At 63.6% G+C, this 17,035-nt stretch carries 17 protein-coding genes; 14 read left to right on the forward strand and 3 right to left on the reverse strand.

Translation table 11 applies throughout. The features are described 5' to 3' along the window. Nucleotides 1–50 precede the first annotated feature (50 nt). The 3 genes from H5P29_RS17285 to erpA all read right to left on the reverse strand — a co-directional run bounded on the left by H5P29_RS17285 (nt 51) and on the right by erpA (nt 1,351). Entirely contained in the window at nt 51–536 is a 486-nt protein-coding gene (locus H5P29_RS17285) for a GNAT family N-acetyltransferase (protein WP_154384046.1), read from the reverse strand. Between the two features lie 87 nt (nt 537–623). After that, on the reverse strand, nt 624–1,001 hold the full coding sequence (locus H5P29_RS17290) for a VOC family protein (RefSeq protein WP_154384047.1): 378 nt from the start codon (nt 999–1,001) through the stop codon (nt 624–626). A gap of 2 nt (nt 1,002–1,003) precedes the next feature. Next, nucleotides 1,004–1,351, reverse strand: a complete 348-nt coding sequence (erpA, locus tag H5P29_RS17295; protein ID WP_115732244.1) for an iron-sulfur cluster insertion protein ErpA — start codon at nt 1,349–1,351, stop codon at nt 1,004–1,006. 71 nt (nt 1,352–1,422) lie between these two features. Between erpA and H5P29_RS17300 the strand changes: the two genes are divergently transcribed. The 14 genes from H5P29_RS17300 to H5P29_RS17365 all read left to right on the forward strand — a co-directional run bounded on the left by H5P29_RS17300 (nt 1,423) and on the right by H5P29_RS17365 (nt 16,991). Then, on the forward strand, nt 1,423–2,643 hold the full coding sequence (locus tag H5P29_RS17300) for a deoxyguanosinetriphosphate triphosphohydrolase (protein WP_154384048.1): 1,221 nt from the start codon (nt 1,423–1,425) through the stop codon (nt 2,641–2,643). A gap of 72 nt (nt 2,644–2,715) precedes the next feature. Next, entirely contained in the window at nt 2,716–4,473 is a 1,758-nt protein-coding gene (gene argS, locus H5P29_RS17305) for an arginine--tRNA ligase (RefSeq protein WP_154384049.1), read from the forward strand. 106 nt (nt 4,474–4,579) lie between these two features. After that, nucleotides 4,580–7,825: an SPOR domain-containing protein gene (locus H5P29_RS17310; protein WP_154384050.1), complete on the forward strand. Its 3,246-nt coding sequence runs from the start codon at nt 4,580–4,582 to the stop codon at nt 7,823–7,825. 112 nt (nt 7,826–7,937) lie between these two features. Continuing rightward, entirely contained in the window at nt 7,938–8,123 is a 186-nt protein-coding gene (locus H5P29_RS17315) for a hypothetical protein (RefSeq protein ID WP_067961615.1), read from the forward strand. 65 nt (nt 8,124–8,188) lie between these two features. Further along, complete coding sequence (locus H5P29_RS17320; protein WP_067961616.1) at nt 8,189–8,989, forward strand: ScpA family protein; 801 nt, start codon at nt 8,189–8,191, stop codon at nt 8,987–8,989. Next, complete coding sequence (gene scpB / locus H5P29_RS17325; protein WP_067961618.1) at nt 8,986–9,720, forward strand: SMC-Scp complex subunit ScpB; 735 nt, start codon at nt 8,986–8,988, stop codon at nt 9,718–9,720. The genes H5P29_RS17320 and scpB overlap by 4 nt, the downstream gene beginning before the upstream one ends. Nucleotides 9,721–9,759: 39 nt before the next feature. Continuing rightward, nucleotides 9,760–10,863: an ABC transporter ATP-binding protein gene (locus H5P29_RS17330; RefSeq protein WP_182574085.1), complete on the forward strand. Its 1,104-nt coding sequence runs from the start codon at nt 9,760–9,762 to the stop codon at nt 10,861–10,863. Nucleotides 10,864–10,898: 35 nt separating this feature from the next. Next, nucleotides 10,899–11,117, forward strand: a complete 219-nt coding sequence (locus tag H5P29_RS17335) for a twin-arginine translocase TatA/TatE family subunit (RefSeq protein ID WP_115732237.1) — start codon at nt 10,899–10,901, stop codon at nt 11,115–11,117. Between the two features lie 32 nt (nt 11,118–11,149). Further along, on the forward strand, nt 11,150–11,854 hold the full coding sequence (tatB, locus tag H5P29_RS17340; protein ID WP_154384051.1) for a Sec-independent protein translocase protein TatB: 705 nt from the start codon (nt 11,150–11,152) through the stop codon (nt 11,852–11,854). Beyond that, nucleotides 11,851–12,741, forward strand: coding sequence for a twin-arginine translocase subunit TatC (gene tatC, locus H5P29_RS17345; RefSeq protein WP_182574084.1), 891 nt, complete (start codon nt 11,851–11,853; stop codon nt 12,739–12,741). Before tatB ends, tatC begins: the two co-directional genes overlap by 4 nt. Before the next feature lie 55 nt (nt 12,742–12,796). After that, a complete protein-coding gene (gene serS, locus H5P29_RS17350; protein WP_154384052.1) occupies nt 12,797–14,101 on the forward strand; it encodes a serine--tRNA ligase in 1,305 nt (434 codons plus the stop codon). A 1-nt stretch (nt 14,102) separates the two neighbouring features. Beyond that, nucleotides 14,103–14,861, forward strand: coding sequence for a 5'/3'-nucleotidase SurE (surE, locus tag H5P29_RS17355; RefSeq protein ID WP_154384053.1), 759 nt, complete (start codon nt 14,103–14,105; stop codon nt 14,859–14,861). Continuing rightward, the gene (locus H5P29_RS17360; RefSeq protein ID WP_154384054.1) at nt 14,858–15,511 is read left to right on the forward strand and encodes a protein-L-isoaspartate(D-aspartate) O-methyltransferase; all 654 of its coding nucleotides are present in this window, start codon (nt 14,858–14,860) and stop codon (nt 15,509–15,511) included. The genes surE and H5P29_RS17360 overlap by 4 nt, the downstream gene beginning before the upstream one ends. A gap of 178 nt (nt 15,512–15,689) precedes the next feature. Then, nucleotides 15,690–16,991, forward strand: a complete 1,302-nt coding sequence (locus H5P29_RS17365) for a M23 family metallopeptidase (RefSeq protein ID WP_154384055.1) — start codon at nt 15,690–15,692, stop codon at nt 16,989–16,991. Nucleotides 16,992–17,035: the final 44 nt, after the last annotated feature.

Genomic DNA, 17,035 nt, shown 5'->3' on the forward strand with positions numbered 1-17,035 from the left:
CAAGGACGATTGACAAGAGACGAGGGCTCCTGCGTGGGGCCCTCTGCTTTTCAGGCATCCAGCCGGTGCACGTAGAACTTGGTGTCGATGAACACGACCGGGAAGCTCGCCGGCAGGTCGGATCCGGCGACCTCGGCAAAGCCATTCTTCTCGTAGAAGCGATGGGCGGCAAGAAACCTGTCGGTCGTGCCGAGATAGACTGCACGGATGCCGCGTTCGCGGGCCGTGGCAAGCAAGAGCCCCAGCAGCTTTGCGGCGATTCCATGTTCGCGGCCACGCCACTCGGCGGCGACGAACATCTTGCGCAAGGCGGCGAGCCCTTCGCCAATGTCGACCAGGCCGATCGTCCCGACGATCTTGCCATCTGCCTCGGCGACCCAGAAATCGCCAAGGTCGCGCTGATAGAATTCTGGAATGATCCGGAGGTCCGGCTGGTGGTCGACGGTAACGTCAAAGCCGAATTCGTCTCGCTGGATGGGCAGGATGACGTTCACGACGGCATCGTAGTCACGCGGTTCAAAACGACGGATATGCATGCTGTTCCCTTATGCTCGGAATCGTAGAACGCCCGGGGGCAGCGGCGCATCGCGACGAGATGGAGTGGTTCAGAGTAATGCGCAAGCCTATTTGCGTTCGACCAGCGCGATCATGTTGCCGGCGGGGTCCTTCAGGAAAGCCATCCACTCGCTCTCGCCGGCAGGGCCGAATTCGCCCGCCGCATCGCGGTGGACGAGCGTGGGTGCCGTGGTGAACGCCACGCCATTGTCGGATGCGGTTTCGTAAAAGGAGTCGAGGTCGTCTATGTCGAGATAGACGGTCGCCTGCGGTATGCCGCCGGTGAAAAACAGCCTGATGCCGTCGACGATGATGAAGGCGATGCCGGGCGGGTCGTAGCGGGCGTGTACGGGGAGGCCGAAGACATCGAGCCAGAAGGCAAGCGTCGCATCGATGTCGCGACCGGCCGAAAGCGCCACCTGACGGAGCGCTTGCGGCCGGCGCATGGCTAGATGGAGAAACTGGTACCGCAGCCGCAGCCGGCGACCGCGTTGGGGTTCTTGATCTGGAACGACTGGCCCATCAGGTCGTCGACGAAATCGACGACCGATCCGCCCATGTAGACGAGCGACAGATCGTCGACGAGCAAGGTCGCGCCGTCCCGCTCGATGGCGACGTCATCGTCATTGCGGCCTTCGACGAGGTCGAACTTGTAGGAAAAGCCCGAGCAGCCGCCGCCTTCGACGGAAATGCGCAGCGCGATCTTGCCCGGATCGCCGGCGACGATCTTGGCTATCCGCTTCGCAGCGGCTTCGGTCATGTCGAGCTTCATGGCAGTCTTGGCATCAGCGCCCATCGGCGTCACCTTGCTTTCGGTTTCTTATGATAGGTATGAAGCCACCTGGGGCAAGTCAACAGGTGGGGAGTATGGCAGGCGAACGGCAACTTGGCGATATCGGCTTCGGCTACCGGCCGCGCGCCGCCTATGCCTGCGATCCCGCGCATTCGCGTGGCCGCCTGTTCGACGAGGTCGAGAGCCCGACGCGCACGCCGTTCCAGCGCGACCGCGACCGCATCATCCATTCGACAGCCTTTCGCCGCCTCAAGCACAAGACGCAGGTGTTCGTGGCGCATGAGGGCGATCATTTCCGCACCCGACTGACGCACACCATTGAGGTGGCGCAGATCGCCCGCGCTCTGGCGCGCGCGCTGCGCTGCGACGAGGATCTCGCCGAAGCGATCGCGCTGGTGCACGACTTCGGCCACACGCCGTTCGGCCACACCGGCGAGGACGCGCTGAACGATAAGATGGCGGCCTGGGGTGGCTTTGACCACAACGCCCAGTCGCTACGCGTGGTGACGCGGCTGGAGAGCCGTTACGCCGAGTTCGACGGTCTCAACCTGACCTGGGAGACGCTGGAGGGGCTGGTCAAGCACAACGGCCCGCTGACCGACGCCACCGGCAAGGGGCTGATGGGCCCCGTGCCGCAGGCGATCCGCGACTATTCCGAGTTGCATGACCTCGAGCTCGACCGCTTTGCCAGCCTGGAGGCGCAGTGTGCCGCGATCGCCGACGACATCGCCTACAACACCCATGACATCGATGACGGGCTGAGGGCAGGGCTGCTGACCCTCGAAATGCTTGACGACGTGCCACTGCCGGCCGCGATCCTGCGCGGCGTGCGCGAGCGTTATCCCGCGCTCGACCCAATGCGCACCGGTCACGAACTGATGCGGCGCCAGATCACCATGTTCGTCGAGGACGTCATCTCCACCGCGACCGCAAGGATCGCGCGCCTGGCACCGCAAAGCGCCGATGAGGTGAGGAACGCGGGCGATGTCATGGTGACCTTTTCGGGCGAGATGACGGCTTCGGAGAAGGAGCTGAAGGCTTTTCTCTACCGCAACATGTACCGGCACTCCGAGGTGATGCGGGTGCGCGCCAACGCCGACCGCATCGTGCGCGACCTGTTCGACGCCTATTACGCTGATCCCCGCGCCATGCCCGAGGGCTGGCGTGAGGGGCTCGACAGGGCCGAGGATCGCATTAAGGCACGCGCAGTCGCCGATTTCCTGGCCGGCATGACCGACACCTATGCGGTCAAGGAGCACCGACGCTTGTTTGACCATACGCCCGATTTGGTTTAGGCCGGGCGAAATCATCATTCAGTGGAATGTCACGTCAAAAGTGACGTCGAAGCGTCCTACGAAAGCCCAGAAATGAACATTTTCGCCGATTTCAGCGAGCGGATTACCAAAGCCGTCGAAGCGCTTGATTTGACTCCGAAAGAGGGCGGCGCGCTCGACCTGACGCGCATTGCCGTCGAGCCGCCGCGCGATGCGACCCATGGCGATCTGGCGACGAATGCGGCGATGGTGCTGGCCAAGCCGACCGGGCAGAACCCGCGCGCGCTGGCTGAACGCCTTGTGGCGGAGCTGTCCAAGGATGCCGACGTCGCCAAGGCAGAGGTTGCCGGCCCGGGCTTCGTCAATCTCAAGCTCCACGACAGCTTCTGGCAGAAGCACCTGGCTGACCTGCTTTCGCGCGGCACCGACTACGGCCGCTCCGGCTTCGGCAAGAAGAAGCGCGTCAACGTCGAATACGTCTCGGCCAATCCGACCGGGCCGATGCATGTCGGCCATTGCCGTGGCGCGGTTGTCGGTGATGCGCTGGCCAACATCCTCGGCTTTGCCGGCTACGACGTGACCAAGGAATATTACATCAACGACGCCGGCGTGCAGATCGACGTGCTCGGCCGCTCGGTAATGCTGCGCTATCGCGAGGCGCTCGGCGAGCAGATCGGCGAGATCCCTGCCGGCCTCTACCCGGGCGACTACCTTGTGCCGGTCGGCCAAGCGCTGGCCAAGGAATTCGGCCGCGACCTGCTGCAGAAGCCCGAGGAGGAGGCGCTGGCGCTGATCAAGGATCGCACCATCGATGCGATGATGGTGATGATCCGCGAGGATCTGGCGCTGATCAACGTGCGCCACGAGGTGTTCTTCTCCGAGCGCACGCTGCATGCCGACAACGCCAAGGCGATCCGCTCCGCGATCAGCGACCTGACGCTGAAGGGCCATGTCTACAAGGGCAAGCTGCCGCCGCCCAAGGGCGAGAAGCCTGACGACTGGGAAGACCGCGAGCAGACTTTGTTCCGCTCGACCGAGGTCGGTGACGACATGGATCGCGCCCTGGTCAAGTCGGACGGCGCCTTCACCTATTTCGCCGCCGACGTCGCCTATCTCAAGGACAAGGTCGACCGCGGCTTCGAGGAGCTGGTGTTTGTGCTTGGCGCCGACCATGGCGGCTACGTCAAGCGCATGGAAGCGCTGGCGCGTGCCGTCACCGACGGTGCGGTCAAGCTCGACGTGCTGCTGTGCCAACTGGTCAAGCTGTTCCGCGACGGCGAGCCGGTACGCATGTCCAAGCGGGCAGGGGAGTTCATCACTCTGCGCGAGGTCGTCGAGGAAGTTGGTCGCGACGCGATTCGCTTCATGATGCTCTACCGCAAGAGCGATGCGCCGCTCGACTTCGATTTTGCCAAAGTCACAGAGCAGTCCAAGGACAACCCGGTGTTCTACGTGCAGTACGCATCAGCGCGCTGCCACTCGGTGTTCAGGCAGGCAAAGGAGCAGCTCGGCCAAGGAGAGTTCGCGCGCGCCGGCCTGATCGGGGCTGTCGAAAGGCTGACGGACGAAGGCGAAATCGCACTCATCAAAAAGCTTGCCGAGTATCCGCGCCTGATCGAGTCGGCCGCACAGTCGATGGAGCCGCACAGGCTGGCATTCTATCTTTACGACCTCGCAAGCACCTTCCACGGACACTGGAATCGTGGCACGGACAACCATGACTTACGGTTTGTTAAGGTTAACGATCCAGAATTGACCTATGCCAGACTCGGGCTGGTGCAGGCTGTTTCGGACGTTTTGACGTCAGGCCTGGCGTTGATCGGAGCGGATGCGCCGACCGAAATGCGCTAGGTTTTCCGGAGCTGAGTGTCACCTTTTGCCCACATTGCGCTGGTAAGGGCCAACCTTACGCGACGTTCACTGCGTCCGAAAAAAGTGCGAGAGTTCGGGAAAAAGAATGGCAGACAGAACCCAGCTGAAGATCGCAGACAAGAATGACTTCGCCGACGAAGATCCCTTCGCCGAATTGACGAGGATCATGGGTTTCGACCCGCGCCAGCCAGTGGTGCGCCAGGATGTTGGTGAGGCCGCTGAGCGCATCGAACCGGCTGTCGACGACGACTTCGGCATTGATCTGGAGAAGGAACTGCTCGGCGAGCTGGCCGGCGACGATCTCGTCGCGGCGCCCGAGCACGTTGCCCCCACGGCGTATGTTCAGGCAAACGAACCCTCGTCCTACACGCCCGTCGAATCGTCGGTTCCTTACGCGCTGACCGAAGAGCGCGCTCGTGAGCCGGAATTCGCCTCCGACGCGTCGTTCGACGATGCCGTTTCCGCGAGCTTCGAGGATTTCTCGCTCGAGGATGAGCTGCTTCATCCCGGAGAGCGGGCTTATGCTGCCGCACCTGCCTATGAGCCGGCGCCTGAAGTCAGTTTCGCTCCGGAACCCGTTTTCGCTCCTGAGCCCGCTTTCACGCCCGAACCGTCCTTCACGCCTGAGCCCGATTTTGACGACGCGGTTGCTGCGTCCTTCGAACAGGAATTCTCGATGGAGGACGAACTGCTGGTGGCCGATGAGCCTGCCGAGCAGGTCGCTGCGCCGGTTTCTTATTCGACTTCGACCGAAGTCGATCTCGATGCCGAGTTTGACGTCGCCCTTGCCGATGTCGACATGGATTTCGCGGCTGTTGACGATGACAACTATGCTGTTGAAGCTGTCGCTGACGATCAGCTGACGCTGGGCGAATACCAGCCGGCCGAGCCGGAAATCGCGTTCTCGCATGCCGATCTGGTCGAGGAGCCGCAGGCGGTTGCAGCACCTGTCGCGCAGGCCGAGGACTATGACGAGTTCGAACGCCGCCTGCAGGAGGCGCTGCGTGACGAAAAGCCCGCCTATGAGCCTGCGGTCGCTTATGAAGCGCCAGCCGTCGAGTCGGTGGTCGAAGCGCCGGTCCAGGAGATCGAGGTCGCCCAGGTCGCGGCTCCGGTGGCATCTGTCGAAGACACCAGCCTCGAAGACGAGCTGAACGCACTGCTTGGCAATATGAGCAGCCAGGCCAAGGCGCTGTCCGAGCCGACGCCGCTTCGCGTCGTCGAACCGGTTGCTGTTGAGCCCGAGCCGACCTTCGCAAGCTCGCTGTGGGCGCCCGAGCAGCCTGCCGAAGAGCCGGCGCAGGCTTATGACGACACCGACTATGCGCCGTCCTACGACGCGCCGGTCGAGGAATTCGTGGCCGCCGAGGAAGCGGCTCCCGTCCAGGCCGATGCCGGCTATTCCGAGCCGAGCTACGATCACCAGGCCGACATCGACGTCAGCTTTGATGACGACGCCTTCGACATGGCGCTCGAGCGCAGTGCCGTGGCCGAGGTGGCGGAAGTTGCAGCGCCGGCAGTTGCCGTATCAGCAGCCGCTGCTGCCGCAGCGCCGATGCGTCCGCTTGCGGCCTCGCGCTACGAGCAGGCCCGCAGCTGGGGCCTCGGCACGCCGGTTGCCCCGCGCGCAGCAGCTCCTGTTGTAGCAGCCCAGTCGAGCTACCAGCCGGAAGCAATCCAGCAGCCGGATGCCTATGTGCCGGTCGCGCCGACCTATGAGCCGCAGGCTGAACCCGTTGCCTATGCGCCCGAAGCTTATGCACCGCAGGCCGAACCAGAGGCATATGCGCCAGCTGAGCCCGAGGTCGATGATCTGGAAGCCGAGCTTTTCGCCGCCGTTTCGTCCTTCGATGATGCGCCCGATATCGAGACCGTCGATGTGCCGGAAAAGGCCGTCGCGCTCGCCGACGACCTCGACATCCCTGAATTGTCGTTCGAGGATGACGCCCCCCCGGCTCCTGCCTATGACGATCTCGACGGTGAATTCTCGAACCTGATGAACGAGATGAATGCACCGGAGGTTACCAAGCCTGCCGCGTCGTCGAACTATGCATCGAATCCCTATGCCGACGGCTTCGATCGCAAGACGCTGCGCGATGGCGATGCATCGCAGCCGATCGAACTGGCAGGTGCGGCCGCAGCCGGTGCCGCAGCGATGTATGCCGGCCGCCAGCAGGCCGATGACCGCCTGGGTGGCTTCGACCTCGGCGGCATGCAGCAGAGCCAGCCCAACGCGCCGCGCCAGCAGGCCCAGGCCGACGAGTTCGACTACGATCCTGATTTCGACGAAGCGATGGAAACGCTGCCCGGTTCGCCGGCAGCCCGTCCGGCACGTCGCGGCATGATGATCGCCGCAATCGTCGGTGCGGTCGCGGTTGTCGGCGGCATTGGCGCCTTCGCCCTGTCATTCGGCGGCGGCGAGGGGGCAGGCGCCCCCGTCATCGTCAAGGCCGACGAGAGCCCGATCAAGATCAAGCCGGAAAATCCGGGCGGCGCAACCGTGCCGAACCAGGACAGCAAGGTTTATGACCGCGTCGCAGGCGGCTCGACCAATGGTGCTCCGGCCCAGGACAAGCTTGTTACCAACGCTGAAGAGCCGGTCGATCTCGCGGCACAGGAAGCCGAGGCGAACATGCCCGAAAACCTGCCGCTCAACGGAGACGATGTCGCCGCTGAACCGACCGCGAAGTCGGAAGAGCGTGTCGCGCAAGTGCCACAGGCCGATCAGCCCGACGCCAGCACCGAGACGGCTGCTGTTGCTCCGCGCAAGGTCCGCACCATGGTGGTGAGGCCTGATGGCACGCTGGTGCCGCGCGAAGAACCGGCCCCGGCCGTTGTTGCCGCAACCGAGCCGACCGATCCGGCACCGCAGCGCGTTGCCGAGCCGGCAAGCGAAGCCACCGGCACCGTCCCGGCACAGCCGGCGCTGGCGCCTGTCGCCAAGCCTGCGCAGTCGGCCAACACTCCGTCAACCGCTCCGATCGCGCCACAGCGCCCGTCCGAGCAGCCGGTCGATGTCGTTGGCGAGGTCAAGCCTGACCAGGTGGCAGCTATCGCGCCGTCGGCCCCGACGACGGCTGCAGAATCCGGCGCCTGGGCCATGCAGATCGCCTCGCAGCCGAGCGAAGCCGCCGCGAAGTCGACCTATGCCGATCTCGCCCGCCGCTACGGCAGCGTGCTGAACGGCCGCGAAGTCAGCATCGTCAAGGCCGACATCGCCGGCAAGGGCACGTTCTGGCGTGTTCGCGTACCTGCCGGCACCCGCAACGATGCGGTCAGCCTGTGCGAAAGCTACAAGGCCGCCGGCGGCAACTGCTTCGTCTCGAAGTAAGCGAGCCACACCCAAATCGGAAAACGGCGCAGCCTGGCTGCGCCGTTTTCGTTTTCAGGCCCTGACGATGCGCACGATTCTATGTCAGGTCAAAAGGCGCTAAGCTCTTGGCATGACCGAATCACCGCCTGACACGTTGGGGACGCGGCTTTCTGGGGATTACCGGGCAAAGACCGCGGCAATCCTTGCGGCGGATGCCGATCTTGTCCTTCACTGCAAAATCGCCGGCAAGTTGCATGCCCGCGCTGAAACCGTGCAGCAGGCGGAATTCGGACACACTTTCGAGGCAGTTGCATAGCCTCTCAAGGAGAAGGCACGGAATTGGCGGAAGCATTGGAAAGCAAGGCGCAAAAGCCAGCACCGATGGACCGTCTGTGGGCGGAGAACGCTGACGACCGCATGACTGACGATCCGTCGCTGGTCGTTGATGTCGCCGGCTTCGAAGGCCCGCTCGATCTTCTGCTGCACCTGGCGCGCAGCCAGCGTGTCGATCTGTCCCGCATTTCCATCCTGGCCCTCGTCGAGCAGTACCTGACCTTCGTCTCGCAGGCGCGGGCCCTGAGGTTGGAGCTCGCCGCCGACTATCTGGTCATGGCGGCATGGCTCGCCTTCCTCAAGTCCAAGCTTTTGATCCCCAAGTTGCCGGGCGACGAGGGCGAGAGTGGTGAAGAGCTGGCCGCCGTGCTGCAATTCCGCCTGAAGCGCCTGGAAGCGATGCGCGATGCCGCCTCTCGGCTGGTCAACCGCAACCGGCTCGGTCGCGATGTCTTTCAGCGCGGGGCCCCCGAACTGGTCATTATCGACAAGCGCAACGAGTACTCGGCCTCGTTGTTCGATCTCTTGAGCGCCTATGCCGGCCAGCGCCAAAGGCAGGCGATTACCAATGTGCAGATCGCCAAGCGCGGTGTCTGGTCGCTGAAGGCAGCACGCGAGATCCTGACCCGCATGGTCGGCGAACTGAAGGACTGGACTGCGCTCGATCATTTCCTGATCCGCTACATGACCAGCCCCGAAGAGCGTGCAACGGCGATCGCCAGCTCGTTTGCCGCCAGCCTGGAAATGGTCCGCGACGGGACCGTCGAAATCCGTCAGCACGAGCCGTTTGCGCCGATCTACCTGCGTGAACGCCAGGCCGCGGCCCCGCAGACCGAAGGTGCGTCATGACCGAAGGATCAAATGTCGTCCCGTTTGCCCTCGACGACGAGGACGAGGAGACTGTCGAGCGCAACCCGGCGGCACGGCTGCATCTGGCCGAGGCTGTGCGTATGGCGGAAGCCATCGTTTTCGCCAGCGCCGAGCCGGTGAGCGAACGGCAGCTTGTCGCGCGCTTGCCGGAAGGCATCGACGTTCCCGCCGCCATGGCCGAGTTGCAGCGCATCTACGAGCGGCGCGGCGTCAATCTGGTCAAGGTTGCCGATTCCTGGGCGTTCCGTACTGCCGGCGATCTTGCCTTCCTGATGAGCCGCGACACCATCCAGCAGAAGAAGCTGTCGCGCGCCGCCCTCGAAGTGCTGTCGGTCATCGCCTACCATCAGCCTGTGACCCGCGCCGAGATCGAGGATATCCGCGGCGTCGAGACCTCGAAGGGCACACTCGACACCCTGATGGAAACCGAATGGGTGCGCATGCGCGGCCGGCGCAAGACGCCGGGCCGGCCGGTGACCTATGGCACGACCGACAAGTTCCTCGACCATTTCGGCCTGGAGGAGATCCGCGATCTGCCCGGCATGGAAGAGCTGAAGGGGGCAGGGCTGTTGTCGTCGCGCATGCCGCCCGGCTTCTCGGTGCCGCTGCCGCCGTCCGATCCTGACCTGCTCACCGACGACGAGGACCCGCTCACCGACATCGACCTGGAAGAGCTCGGCCTGTTGACACCCCGCGCCACAGATGATTGACCCGCGCCGGTGTGGAACCGGCAGCAGGAGGTCGATCCTGTGACGACAAATCAAACCCAGACGGCAGCGCGTGTCACTGCGGGCGTGACCTTCGCCGCGCGGTTGGCTTTTGAGGACATTCGCCATTCCTTCGGCAATGGCTCGGAGACGCTACGCGAGGTCAGTCTTGCCGCCGAGCCGGGCGAGGTGCTGTGCCTTCTAGGGCCGTCGGGCTCAGGCAAGACGACGCTGCTCCGGATTGCCGCCGGCATCGAGGCGCAGACCTCCGGGCGCGTACTGCTGAACGGCAAGGAAATCGCTGGTCCTCAGGTGTTCCTGCCGCCGGAACAGCGCTCTATCGGCCTGGTGTTCCAGGATTTTGCGCTGTTTCCGCATCTGACCATCCTCGACAACGTCCGCTTCGGGCTGACCGCGCTGTCGCGCGAGGAGGCCAGGAAGGAAGCGCTGATCGCGCTCGCCCGCGTCGGGCTCGAACATTACGCCGACAACTATCCGCATGCCTTGTCGGGCGGCGAACAGCAGCGCGTGGCTCTAGCTCGCGCGTTGGCGCCGCGACCGGCGGTCCTGTTGATGGACGAGCCGTTCTCCGGGCTTGATTCGCGCCTCAAGGATTCGGTGCGCGCCGAAACCCTGGCAATCCTGCGCGAAAGCCGGGCGACTGCCATCGTCGTTACGCACGATGCCGAAGAAGCGATGCGCATGGGCGACCGCATCGCGCTGTTGAAGGACGGCAAGCTGGTACAGACGGGCAGGGCGGAAGACCTCTACCTCAAGCCGGCAAATCTGTTCGTCGCCGGCTTCTTTTCCGAGCTCAACGTCTTTCCAGCCACTGTTCTGGACGGTTATGCCGCGACCCCGGTGGGCGAGGTCGAAACAGCCGTTTCAGACGGCGCGGACGTGCTTGTCGCCGTGCGCCTGACCGGCATCGACGTCAGCGAGGACACCGGCGAAACGCAGGCCCGCATCATTTCCAGGCGCTATCTAGGCGTCGTCGAACTGCTTGAACTCGCGGTGCCGGGCGCCGAGACGCCGGTGCGGGCGCGCATACGCTGCGGCGCTTTGTCCGCAAAAGCACGTGATATATGGCTGTCGCTTCGGAAAGCGGATGTTCTAGTGTTTGAATCCGGAAGCGAAAGAGCCTAGATCAATCGCAGGGAAACTGTTCAAGAGAGAGTTCAATGGGTTCGTTTTCAATCTGGCACTGGCTGATCGTTCTGGTCGTCGTGCTGCTGCTGTTTGGTCGTGGCAAGATCCCGGAACTGATGGGCGACATGGCCAAGGGCATCAAGAGCTTCAAGAAGGGTATGTCGGACGACGAAGCCGATGACTCCAAGACGGTCGAGCACCGCAATGATGAGACCGTGAACTCGACCAAGGAAAAGGCCAGCAAGAGCTGACCATCGTCTCTTGCTAGCCGGATCGCACCGACATGTTTGAAATCGGCTGGACCGAAATGCTGGTGATCGCGGTCGTCATGATCGTGGTCGTCGGCCCCAAGGATTTGCCTAAGATGCTCCGCACAATGGGGCGGATGACGGCCAAGGCTCGTTCCATGGCGGGCGATTTTCAGCGCCAGTTCAATGAGGCGCTGAAGGAAGCCGAGCTCGACGACGTCAAGAAGTCGGTCGACGAACTGCGCGGTCTCAACCCCGCGCAGCAGATCAGGAAGCAGCTCAATCCTTTCGAGCAGGCGGCTTCCGATGTGCGTGCCGGCCTCGACGCGGCGATGAAGCCGTCACAGCCGGCGCCGTCGGCTGATCCTGCCGTGGACGCAACGCATCGGGCCGAACCGCTGAAGAACGGCGCAACCGTCATGCCAGACGTTGCCGGGCCGGACGCGATGCCTGCCACATCACCGGTGTTTCCGGCCGCCGAGGTCAAGGCCACGCCTGTTCCTGCGCCAGCGGTTGCAGCCAAAGCCGAAGAGCCGAAGGCAGCGACCAAGCCCAAGGCCGCGGCTAAAGCTGTTGCCGCGCCCAAGCTTGCCGCAAAAGCCCAGGCTTCGGTAGCAACGACCAAGGCACCCGTGGCCAAGTCCGCTCCGGCTAAGGCGCCGGTAGCCAAGGCTGCATCGGCCAAGGCTGTTGCGCCCAAAAAGACCGCCAAGACGACCAAAGCAGGAAAAGCCTCGTGAGCGCCGAAGACGACGAAATCGAGAAGTCCTCGGCGCCGCTGATCGAACATCTGGTCGAATTGCGCACCCGGCTGATGTGGTCCATCGGCGGTTTCTTCATCGCCTTCCTTGTCTGCTTCTTCTTTGCCAAGCAGCTGTTCAACCTGCTGGTCATCCCGTTCAAATGGGCGACCAACTGGGCCGGGCTCGATCCGCACAAGGTCGAGCTGATCTACACCGCGCCGCAGGAATTCTTCTTCACGCAGATCAAGCTCGCCATGTTCGGCGGCCTGGTGATTGCATTCCCTGTCATTGCCTCGCAGATCTACAAGTTCGTTGCACCCGGTCTCTACAAGAACGAGCGCGCGGCCTTCCTGCCGTTCCTGATCGCTTCGCCGGTGCTGTTCCTGATGGGCGCGTCGCTGGTCTATTTCTTCTTCACGCCGATGGTGATGTGGTTCTTCCTCGCCATGCAGCAGGCCGGCACCGACGACCAGGTGCAGATTTCTCTGCTGCCCAAGGTGTCGGAATATCTCAGCCTGATCATGACGCTGATCTTCTCCTTCGGCCTGGTGTTTCAGCTGCCCGTCGTGACGACGCTGATGGCGCGGGTCGGAATGGTCAGTTCGCAAGGGTTGGCCGACAAGCGCAAATGGGCGATCGTCATCGCTTTCGTGGTTGCGGCAGTGCTCACCCCACCCGATCCGGTAAGCCAGATCGGCCTTGCCCTTCCCACGATCCTTCTTTACGAGATTTCCATCTGGACCGCCCGGATGATCGAAAAGAAGCGCGAACAGGAACGTGTGGCGCGCGAAAAGCAGGATGCGGACGACAGTGCCGCGGCCCCGCAATCGCAAGCAGCATCCACTTCGCTCGAAGGCACAGGCAGCGCCGACAAGGCCGGCTGACAGCCCGATCCGCCGGCGCGGTCGTTCGACAACTGCCGCGACCGGAACCTTATAAATGCTTGATATCAAATGGATTCGCGAGAACCCTGAAGATCTGATCGAAGCGCTGATGAAGCGCAGTCAGTCGGCGGATGCGGCAAAGTCGGCGGTCGAGGACCTGATCGCCAAGGACGAGGCGCGGCGCGCCCATGTCTCGAAGTTGCAGGAGGCGCAGGAGCGCCGCAACGCCGCCTCGAAAGAGATCGGCAACGCCATGCGCAATGGTGATTCCGCCCTTGCCGAGAAGCTGAAAGCCGAAGTCGCCGAGATCAAGGGCTTCATCCAGGATGGCGAAGGCCGCGAGCGCGAGCTCGACAAGGCGCTCGACGCAGCCCTGGCCGTGATCCCCAACGTGCCGCTCGAAGACGTGCCCGTCGGCAAGGACGAAACCGGCAATGTCGTGCTGCGCACCGTCGGCAAGGTGTTGCCGCGCCCGAACTGGGTGAAGGAGCATTTCGAGATCGGCGAGGCGCTCGGCCTGATGGATTTCGAGCGCGCCGCGAAGCTGTCCGGGGCGCGCTTCACCGTGCTCAAGGGCCAGCTGGCCCGGCTCGAACGCGCCCTCGGTCAGTTCATGCTCGACCTGCACACGTCGGAACACGGCTACACCGAAGTGCAGCCGCCGCTTCTGGTGCGTGACGAGGTGCTGTTCGGCACCAACCAGCTGCCCAAGTTCGAGGAAGACCTGTTCTTCGTGCCGCATGGCGAGAGCCGGCTCGGCCTGATCCCGACCGCCGAGGTGCCGCTGACCAATCTGGTGCGCGAGGAAATCCTGGCCAACGAGCAGCTGCCGCTGCGCATGACGGCGTTGACACCGTGCTTCCGTTCGGAAGCAGGCTCTGCCGGTCGCGACACGCGTGGCATGCTGCGCCAGCACCAGTTCTACAAGGTCGAGCTGGTCTCGATCACGGACGCCGACAGTGCGCTGGCCGAACACGACCGCATGACCGAATGCGCTGAAGAGGTGCTGAAGCGCCTCGGCCTGCCGTTCCGCACCATGGTTCTGTGCACCGGTGACATGGGCTTCGGCGCGCGCAAGACACACGACATCGAGGTCTGGCTTCCCGGCCAGAACACCTATCGTGAAATCTCGTCCTGCTCGGTCTGCGGCGACTTCCAGGCGCGCCGCATGGATGCCCGCTACCGTCCGAAGGAAGAGAAGGGCACGCGTTTCGTGCACACGCTCAATGGTTCGGGCGTTGCCGTCGGCCGCGCGCTGATCGCCGTCATCGAGAATTACCAGAACGAGGATGGCAGCGTAACGATTCCTGAAGCGCTGCTGCCTTACATGGGTGGCCTGACCAAGATCGAAGCGAAGTGACATGCGCATTCTGCTGACCAACGACGACGGCATCCACGCCGAAGGCCTGGCTGTCCTGGAGCGGATCGCCAACCAGCTGTCGGACGATGTCTGGGTGGTGGCACCGGAAACCGACCAGTCGGGTTATGCGCATTCGCTGTCGATCTCGGAGCCGCTCAGGCTGCGCAAGATCAGCGACAAGCATTATGCCGTGAACGGCACGCCAACCGACTGCGTCATCATGGGCGCCCGCAAGATCCTGCCAAAGCCGCCGGACCTGATCCTTTCGGGCATCAATTCGGGTCTCAACGTTGCTGATGACGTGACCTATTCGGGCACGGTGGCGGGTGCCATGGAAGGTGCTCTGATCGGCATCCGCTCGATTGCGCTGAGCCAGGCCTTTATCTATGAAAACGACGAACGCATCGTGCCTTACGAGACGGCCGAAGCGCTGGCCCCGGCCTTGCTGCGCAAGCTGATCGCCACGGAACTGCCGATCGGCGTGCTGCTCAACGTCAATTTCCCGAATTGCCCGCCCGAAGAGGTCACCGGACCTGTGGTCGCCAGCCAGGGCAAGCTTGCCTACGGCATCTGGGTTGAGGAGCGCCGCGACGGCCGCAGCCTGCCATATTACTGGCTGCGTTTCGGCCGCGATGAGCCGGAGGTGAAGCCGGGCACGGATCTGCACGCCGTGCGCAACAAGCAGATTTCGGTCACGCCGCTCAAGCTCGACATGACGGCGCATGAACTGCGCGATCAATTGGCCAAGGCTATTGCATGAATATGATGCCGGACGACCGTGAGGGCTTCGCCGCCTTTCTTCTTCGCCTGCGCGGGCGCGGCATCGTTCCGAAAAATCTGATCGCCGCCTTCGAGGCAACGCCCCGTCGCGACTTCCTCGCTGGCCAGTTCCATTCCATCGCCTGGTCGGACCGCATGCTGCCGATCGAATGTGGCGAGGCGATCGAAGGCGCCGATCTCCAGGCGGCGGTCATATCAGCGCTCAACATCGAACAGGGAAACCGTGTGCTCGAAGTCGGTACGGGTTCCGGCTACACAGCCGCGGTCATGGCGCGGCTTGCCGGCCGGGTCGTCACCGTCGAGCGTTTCAAAACCCTGACCGATCTGGCGCGCCAGCGCTTCGAGATGCTCGGCCTTGGCAATGCGCTGGTCCGCCAGGCCGACGGTTCGAACGGCCTGCCGGGCGAGGGGCCGTTCGACCGCATCGTCGTATGGGCTGCCTTCGACAGCCATCCGCGCATGTTCGTCGACCAGCTGTCGAGCGGCGGCACCATGATCGCGCCGATCGGCCCGGAAGAGGGCGAGCAGGTGTTGTGCAAGCTGACCAAGATCGGAAGCCGCTTCGAGCGCGAAGACCTCGGCGTCGTCCGCCTGCAGCCGCTGGCCCGCGGCGTCGCTGCCGTCATCTAAGTCGGCACCACCCACATCGCTGCTATCTGCGCGCAGCCGGGGCCTTCAGCCCGCCTCGGAAAGCGTCTTGTCGCGAGCTGGCGAAGCTTTTGATTTATTTGATCCTCTTAACCGGCCAGTAACATTAACGCGCTTTAATCAAGCCTAGTTGGTATCGGGTAAAGCGCGGGTCAGTGCGATGCGTTTCAGTATTTTGAAGGCGAATAGACGCTCTCTGGCGCGCGGCGGCGCCGTTCTGCTGGTTGCCGGCATGGCCGCAGGGTGCAGTTCCGGAGTGTCGCGATTTGGCGGCGGTGGTGTCGATGACATCTTCACCGCATCGACGCCGAACCAGCGTTCGATCATCAACCAGCAGCCGCAGCAGCAGCCATTCCCTGGCGATGCCCAGATGGCGACGCCGGTTGCCTCGGCCAGTGCCGGTTCGGTCAGTCGCGGCAGTCTGCAGCCGGTGTCGTCGCAGCCTCTGCCGGCACCAGTCGCCCAGGCGCCAGCGCTTGCTCCGGCTCCAGTTCGTACCGCCCAGGCTCCGGCTCAAGCCCCGGCATTGGCACCTGCGCTGGACAATAGGTCGACCGGCGCGATAGCCCAGCCGCAGACGGCGCAGGACAATACGCTCAAGGTTCCGGGCAAAAATCCGCAGCCGGCCACCTTGCCGAGCAACAAGGTTGCGGTGCTGCCGCAGCAGCCCAAGACCAAGGAAACCGCAACCGCGCAGCTCGGCTCGCCGACCGACAGCAATGCCAAGCCGGCAGGTGCCGGCGGCGGCTACAAGGTCGTCGAAGGCGATACGCTCAACCGTATCGCCAAGAAGCTCGGCGTGTCGACGGCGGCACTCAAGGAGGCCAACAGCCTGCAGGACGGCCGCATCCGGATCGGCCAGACGCTGAAGGTGCCGGCTGGCGGCGCGACCTCGACTGTTGCCAAGGCTGCACCCGCCGTCGACCCGGTCGTTACCGCAACCGCTGCCACAGCCGCTCCGAAGCCGGCCGTTGCCGCGGCCAAGCCTGCGGCCGAAGCTCCCGCCGTTGCGGCCTACACGCCGCCGAAGAAGGACAAGCTGGTGCAGCAGGCCGAGGAATCGGCCGAGGCAGCGCCAAATGCCACCGGTATCGACCGCATGCGCTGGCCGGTGCGTGGCCGCGTCGTTTCCAACTACGGCAAGGGCGGCGGCAAGTCGAATGACGGCATCGACATCTCGGTGCCCGAAGGCACGCCGGTGAAGGCTGCCGAAAACGGTGTCGTCATCTATGCCGGCGACGGGCTCAAGGAATTCGGCAACACGGTGCTGGTGCGCCATGAGAACGGCCTCGTCACCGTCTATGGTCACGCAAGCTCGCTCAAGGTCCAGCGCGGCCAGAAGGTCAAACGTGGGGACGAGATCGCGCTGTCAGGCATGAGCGGTTCGACCGATGCCCCGAAGCTGCATTTCGAAGTGCGCAAGAACTCCACGCCGGTCGATCCGAGCGGCTACCTCGAATAGGCACTGGAGCCACGCATCGCTTTCCGAAAATCGTAAGGGGTTTT

The sequence above is a fragment of the Aminobacter sp. MDW-2 genome, assembly GCF_014250155.1.
GTDB classification, from domain to species: domain Bacteria; phylum Pseudomonadota; class Alphaproteobacteria; order Rhizobiales; family Rhizobiaceae; genus Aminobacter; species Aminobacter ciceronei.